The 6,921-nt window shown below is 67.2% G+C and carries 3 protein-coding genes and 1 pseudogene; all 4 read left to right on the top strand.

The genetic code is table 11. The features are described from left to right. Nucleotides 1-250, top strand: a pseudogene (locus QZ709_RS15190) (hypothetical protein); the annotation flags it as partial. Nucleotides 251-355: 105 nt separating this feature from the next. After that, a complete protein-coding gene (glgX, locus tag QZ709_RS15185) occupies nt 356-2,485 on the top strand; it encodes a glycogen debranching protein GlgX (protein WP_294638243.1) in 2,130 nt (709 codons plus the stop codon). Further along, nucleotides 2,482-4,359 (top strand): malto-oligosyltrehalose trehalohydrolase, encoded by a 1,878-nt coding sequence (gene treZ, locus QZ709_RS15180; protein ID WP_366937184.1) that lies wholly within the window; start codon nt 2,482-2,484, stop codon nt 4,357-4,359. Before glgX ends, treZ begins: the two co-directional genes overlap by 4 nt. Nucleotides 4,360-4,373: 14 nt before the next feature. Continuing rightward, nucleotides 4,374-6,921, top strand: a 2,548-nt coding sequence (gene malQ, locus QZ709_RS15175) for a 4-alpha-glucanotransferase (RefSeq protein ID WP_294638242.1), incomplete at its 3' end; no start/stop codon positions are given.

Here is a 6,921-nt window from a genome sequence, read left to right as displayed (position 1 = left end):
TCCAGCTCTGGCCGGCCATGCCGCCCGGTGCCAGAGTGCGCCCATGAAACCACTCGGTAAAGCGCCACCCATCAAGCCGGTTGACGAACTTGTAAAACTTGCGTGCGTCAACCGGCTTGATGGGTGGCGCTTTACCGAGTGGTTTCATGGGCGCACTCTGGCACCGGGCGGCATGGCCGGCCAGAGCTGGAATGCGGCGGCCTTCCTGATGGCGCGCAAGGCACTGGAAGAAGGCGTCTTCCCCATGTGAGCCAGCTGCAGGCACAGGCATTGCCCTCTGGGCTGCGATGACTCGCCTCAGCCTCTCTCCTCACACGCCGCAGCCGGCCCTCGGCGGCGTCCGGTCTCACCGGCCATGACCGCGCCTGTGCTGCTCGGTGGTCACGCCTGGCCCCTTGGTGCCACATGGGATGGCGCCGGGGTCAACTTTGCTCTCTACAGCAGCACGGCGGACCGGGTGGCGTTGTGCCTGTTTCGTAAGGCCGAAGACGGTGAGGCGTGTGCCACGTATGAGCTGACCCAGCGCCATGGTCACATCTGGCATGGCTACCTGCCCGACGCCGGGCCGGGGCTGCTCTACGGATGGCGGGTGCACGGGCCTTACGCCCCCGAACTTGGCCTTCGCTTCAACCCGGCCAAGCTTCTGATTGACCCCTATGCCAAAGCCCTGCAGGGCGCGCTGACCTGGTCGCCGGCTCACTACGCCTACGACACGGAGGACGATGACGCCGACCTGTCCTTCAACCGGGACGACAACGCGGGCCTCGTGCCCAAATCGGTGGTGGTGGACGAACGCTATGACTGGGAAGACGATGCGCCACCCCGGACGCCATGGCGTGACACCGTCATCTGCGAACTGCATGTCAAGGGCTATACGTGCGCTCACCCAGATGTGCCGCCGGATATCCGAGGTACTTACGCCGGGCTGGCCAGTGAGCCCGTCATCCGCCACCTGACGGCGCTGGGGGTGACAGCCGTCGAGCTGCTGCCGGTTCATGCCTTTGTCGACGATCATCGACTCGTTGAACTCGGCAAGCGGAACTACTGGGGCTACAACACCCTCGCCTTCTTCGCCCCCGAGATGCGCTACAGCGCCACGGGAGACATCGCCGAGTTCAAGGACATGGTCAAACGACTGCACCGCGCGGGCATCGAGGTGCTGCTGGATGTGGTTTACAACCACACCGCGGAGGGCCACCAACTGGGGCCGACCCTCAGCCTGCGAGGCATCGACAACACCGCCTACTACCGGCTGGCCCACGACCACCGTTACCACGTCGATTTCACGGGCACGGGCAACACCATCGACACCTCCCATCCGATGGCCTTGCGGCTGGTGATGGACAGCCTGCGCTACTGGGTCACGGAGATGCACGTGGATGGCTTCCGATTCGATCTCGCTTCGGCACTGGCCAGAAGCGGCCCGCATGCGGATTTCGATCTGCGCAGCAGCTTCTTTGCCGCCGTGGCCCAGGACCCGGTGCTGTCACGGGTCAAGCTGATCGCCGAACCGTGGGATCTGGGGCCGGGCGGCTACCGTGTGGGGGGCTTCCCCACAGGCTGGGCCGAGTGGAACGGCCGCTACCGCGACGATGTGCGCGCCTTCTGGCGCGGTGACGAAGGGATGCTGCCGGTTCTGGCCCGACGGCTCAGTGGATCGGCGGACCTCTATCAGCATGATGGCCGCCGACCGACCGATAGCATCAACTTCGTGACCGCGCATGATGGCTTCACGCTGCGGGATCTGGTGAGCTACAACGACAAGCACAACCACGACAACGGTGAAGACAACCGCGACGGTGAAGCGCACAACCTGAGCTGGAACGGCGGCGTGGAGGGTGAGACCGACGACGAGGCAGTTCTGGCCTTGCGGGCCCGTCAGCAACGCAACTTTCTGGCCACCCTCTTCTTGTCGAACGGCACCCCCATGTTGCTGGCGGGCGATGAACTGGGGCGCACGCAGCGGGGCAACAACAACGCCTATTGCCAGGACAACCCGCTGAGCTGGGTGGACTGGACGCACGCCGACCGTCATCCCCTCAACGCCCTTGTTCAGCGACTTGCTGCCTTGCGCCGCGCACTGCCTGCCCTGCGCAGGACCGACTTCCTGACAGGCCTGCCGGGTCCGGACGGGCGCAAGGACCTGGCCTGGTTCAACGCGGCCGGCGGTGAGATGCGGCTCGAAGACTGGCACAACCCGGCGGTACGCAGTGCCTGTGCGATCTGGTGCGGGCAACAGACCGACGAGCGCGACGACGAGGGCCGCGCCCTGCCCTGCGAGAGCGTGCTGATTATCGTGAACGCCTATCACGACCGCCTTCGGTTTGCACTGCCCGCCTACCGCCACGACACCTGGGAGGTGCGGCTGGACACCGCAGCAGACGACGGCACACCCGGCCGACGCACCTGGCATGTCGGCGAGCGCTATCCCGTCGCAGGACGGTCGCTCGTGCTGATGACCCAACCGCATGACCAAGGACCATGATGCGCGCCTGCCACCACATGCCCTATGGGGCTTCCCTGCTGCCACATGGCGGTGCCGTGTTCCGTTTGTGGGCACCCGCTGAAGTTGACATGGATCTGCTGGTCCATGGCGCGGATGGCGGTTCCCAAGCGCATCCCGCCAGGCCCGACGCCCTGGGCTGGCGGGAGGTCATCGTGCCCGATGCTGTGACCGGCACCCGTTATCAGTGGCGCGTGCATGGGCAGGCCGGGCTGGTTCCGGTGCCCGACCCGGCATCGCGCAGCAACCCCGAGGGCATCGACGGTCCCAGCGAGGTCACCGACCCGCTGGCCTTCGAGTGGGATGAGGGGTGGCGCGGCCTGCCCTGGCACGACGCCGTGATGTACGAGCTGCATGTGGGCACCTTCACCCCCGAGGGGACCTATCAGGCAGCGATGGCTCGGCTACCCTACCTCGCCGAGGTCGGCATCACCTGCATCCAGTTGATGCCGCAGGCCGCCTTTCCCGGTCGGTTCGGGTGGGGCTATGACGGTGTGCTGCACTTCGCTCCACATGCCGCCTATGGCCGACCGGACGAGCTCAAGGCATTCGTTCAAGCAGCCCATCGGCTCGGCATGATGGTGATGCTCGATGTGGTCTACAACCATTTCGGGCCAGAAGGCAACTTCCTGCCTCTGTATGCACCCACCTTCTTCACCGACCGGCACCCGACTCCCTGGGGCGCCGGACCCAATTTCGATGGGCCCGACGCGTCTGCCGTCCGTGGATTCTTTCTGCACAACGCGCTGTACTGGCTCGAGGAGTTCCGCTTCGACGGCCTCCGGTTCGACGCCGTTCACGCCATTCAGGACGACAGCCGCCCCGATATCCTGGAGACACTTTCCATCCGGTGTCGTGCTGCCTGCGCCGGGCGGCACGTCCACCTCGTGCTCGAGAACGACCACAACGATGCGCGTCGCCTCTCTGCGCCAGGCACATCCGGTCGGTTCGACGCACAGTGGAGCGGCGATGCCCACCACGCCCTGCATGTCTGGCTGACGAACGAGCGGGAGGGCTATTACGCCGAGTATGCTCACGACCCCCTTGGCATGCTGGCTCAGTCCCTGAGCCAGGGTTTCGCCATGGTCGGGGCTCCTCACCTCACGGACCCGGTCCTGCAGGCGGCCCATCCCCGCCGCAGGGCCACCGAAGCGGTCCCCCTGCAGTGCACGGTCAACTTCCTGCTGAACCACGATCAGGTCGGCAATCGTGCTTACGGCGAACGCCTGAACATGCTGGTTGGAGAGGCACCCATGCGCCTGGCCGTGGCGATCCTGCTGTTGTCGCCGTCACCCCCGCTGCTGTTCATGGGCGAGGAGCACGGAGCACAAGCGCCGTTCCTGTACTTTGCAGACTGGCATGGCCCCTTGCGGGACGCCGTGGTCGAGGGGCGCCGCAAGGAGTTCGCCCACTTCGGTGCGTTCCGTGACCCGGATGCCCGCGCGGCGATACCGGATCCGTGCGACGAAGCCACGTGGCGCCGCTGCCAGCTGGACTGGGCCGCGGCGCAGACGGATAAGGCACAAGCCTGGCGGCGCTGGTACACGCGCCTGCTGGCCCTGCGCCGAACCGACCTGCGTCCCCATCTGCCCGAACTGGCACCCGCGGGCCACACTGCGGCCGTCCTGGAGGATCGCGGGCTGCTCGTTCGGTGGCACTTCATGACGGCACCGGGAGAGCCGTCCCGGGTGCTGCAGATGCAGGCCAATCTGTCGGACACCCCACTGACACGCCCGGAGACGGAGCCGGGTGATCGCCCCATGGCCATCGTGCTCGATGTGGGCGCGGTGGATGACGGGCAACTTGAACCCTGGTCCGCGCGCTGGCAGTGGCTGGAGATGGGCAACGCAATATGACGGATGACCGCACCATGACCGACACCACGTCATCCTCCCTGCTGCTGGATCTGGGTTCGGCCTTCGGGCTCCAGCGCTCCTACACCGATTACTGGGGGCAGACCCGCTCCTTGCAGGAGCCCGCACTGCGGCACTTTCTGCGGGCCATCGGCCACAATGACCAGCGGGAGGATGCCCTGCGCGATGCGCTGGCGCAGCACCATGGCGCCAGCGGCCTCGACGATCTCAAGCCGGCGTGTGTCCGTCGCCGGATCGGGCCGCCTGCCCTCGATCTCTCTCGGTGTGGCCCTGCGGCCAGCACCTGGCAGCTCCAGTTGGAGCAGGGAGGCTTCCAGGCAGGGCCGGTACACGAGGGATGCATCCATTGGTCAGCATGGCCGCCCGAGGGCTACCACCAGCTCACGGTCCACGCAGCCGATGGCGCTCCGATCCTACAAACGCAGCTCATCCTGTGTCCCGAGCGCACCTTCGTGCCGCCTGCGCTGGACCAGGGCGAGCGCTGGTGGGGCCCCACCGTTCAGCTCTATGCCTTGCGCAGCGAGCGCAACTGGGGCATGGGCGATTTCGGCGATCTGAAGCAACTCATCGACCTGGCGGCGGAGCAAGGCGCGGCGTTTGTGGGACTCAGCCCATTGCACGGGCTGTTCCCGCATGACCCTCTGCGCGCCAGCCCCTACAGCCCGTCGCACCGGGCCACGCTGAACACGCTCTACATCGACGTCGAGCACGTGCCCGAGTACGCGGCCTGCGCGGCAGCCACGCAGCTCGTGCGCAGCGCCGCCTTCCAGCGACAGCTGCACATGTTGCGCGAGCTCCCCCACATCGACTACGCCGGTGTGGCCAGTGCCAAGCAGCGTGTATTGCGGATGCTCTACGGCCATTTCCGCCATCACCACCTCGAGGCCGGTACACCGCGTGGCAAGGCCTTCGAATCCTTTCTGGCCCGAGGCGGGCGCCCCTTGTGGCTTCAGGCCCGATTCGACACGCTGCAGGCCTTGGCGCACGGGCGCGACCCGCATGCGTGGGGATGGCTGCAGTGGCCACCGGAATGGCAGGACGCCGATGGCCCGGCCGCTCGGGCGGAAACCGATGCCCACCGCATCGAGGTGGAATGGCACCTCTACCTGCAGTGGCTGGCCGACACCCAGCTTGCCGAAGCGGCACGCCACGCCCGCCAGCGCGGCATGCCGCTCGGGCTGTATCTGGACGTCGCTGTCGGGGTGAACGAAGGCGGTGCTGAAACCTGGGGCGACCCCCGCCTGTTCGCGATGGGTGTGCACATCGGCGCGCCCCCGGAGGAGTACAACCCCGCGGGTCAGGACTGGGGGCTGCCCCCCATGATCCCCCAGGCCTTGCGGGAGCGGGGCTACGGCCCGTTCATCGAGATGCTGCGCGCAGTGATGCGACACGCCGGCGCCTTGCGCCTGGACCATGTGATGGCGCTGGCCCGATTGTTCTGGGTGCCGCCGGACCAAGGGGCTGCGCATGGCACTTACATGAGCTATCCCCTGGATGCGCTGCTGGGCCTGCTTGCGCTGGAAAGCCACCGTCATCGCTGCCTGGTGGTCGGCGAAGACCTTGGCACGGTCCCCGAAGGCTTCCGCGAGCGTTTGGGCTCGGCAGGGGTGCTTTCGTATTGCCCGCTGTACTTCGAGCGCCGCCCGGACGGGCAGTTCCGCTCCCCCGGCGAGTGGCAGCCACAGGCACTCGCCGTGGTCGGCACGCACGATCTGCCGACCCTGCGCGCATGGTGGCGCGGCGACGACATCGACACGCGTGATCGGCTGGGCCTGTACCCCAGTGACGAGCAGCGCCGGCACCAGGTGCTGGGGCGGGCCCACGAGCGCGTGGCACTGCTGTTGCTGTTGGAGGCCGAGGGCCTGTGGCCAGCAGGTGCCAGTGCCCACCCCGGAGGCGTCGACGATGCGGACCCGCGCTTCACCGAGGCGGTGTGTACCCTGGTGGCACGCAGTCGCGCCATGCTGGCGGGGGTGCAACTGGAGGACATCGCGCAGCAGCTTGAGCAGGTCAACGTGCCCAGCACGACCGAGGCTCAACATCCGAACTGGCGCGTGAAGTTGCCCCTGACGCTGGAGGAGTTGCGCCGCGACCCCCGGTGGCGCGGCGCAGCCCATGCCATGCGCAGTGCCCGCCCGCGCGCAGATGCCCCCGCCAGGCAGCTCGACAGCCTGCCGCCCCTGTCCACCGCCGCGGTTCCGCGGGCGACCTACCGCATCCAGTTTCACGCCGGGATGCGGTTCGTCGATGCGGCGGCGGCGGTGCCCTACCTCGCCGAACTCGGCATCGGGCATCTCTATGCCTCGCCCTACCTCAAGGCACGGTCTGGCAGCACCCACGGCTACGACATCATCGACCATCAGGCGCTGAATCCCGAGATCGGCGACGCGCAAGACCACGCAACCCTGTGCGAGGCGCTGCCCCAGGCCGTTCTGGGCCAGCGCCTCGCACAGGGTTGCGTGGTCTTGCGCGTCGCCGATCTCGGGATTCAGCGCCTGATGGTCGATGATGTCGTAGCCGTGGGTGCTGCCAGACCGTGCCTTG

This window comes from uncultured Aquabacterium sp. (genome assembly GCF_913773725.1).
In the GTDB taxonomy this organism is placed as follows: Bacteria; Pseudomonadota; Gammaproteobacteria; order Burkholderiales; family Burkholderiaceae_C; genus Aquabacterium.
Note: the sequence above shows the minus strand (reverse complement) of the source record. Positions and strands in the feature narration are given on the sequence as shown.

Coding starts and splice junctions, on each gene's coding strand:
- treZ (WP_366937184.1), top strand. CDS start 2,482: ATGATGCGCGCCTGCCACCACATGCCCTATGGGGCTTCCCTGCTGCCA.
- glgX (WP_294638243.1), top strand. CDS start 356: ATGACCGCGCCTGTGCTGCTCGGTGGTCACGCCTGGCCCCTTGGTGCC.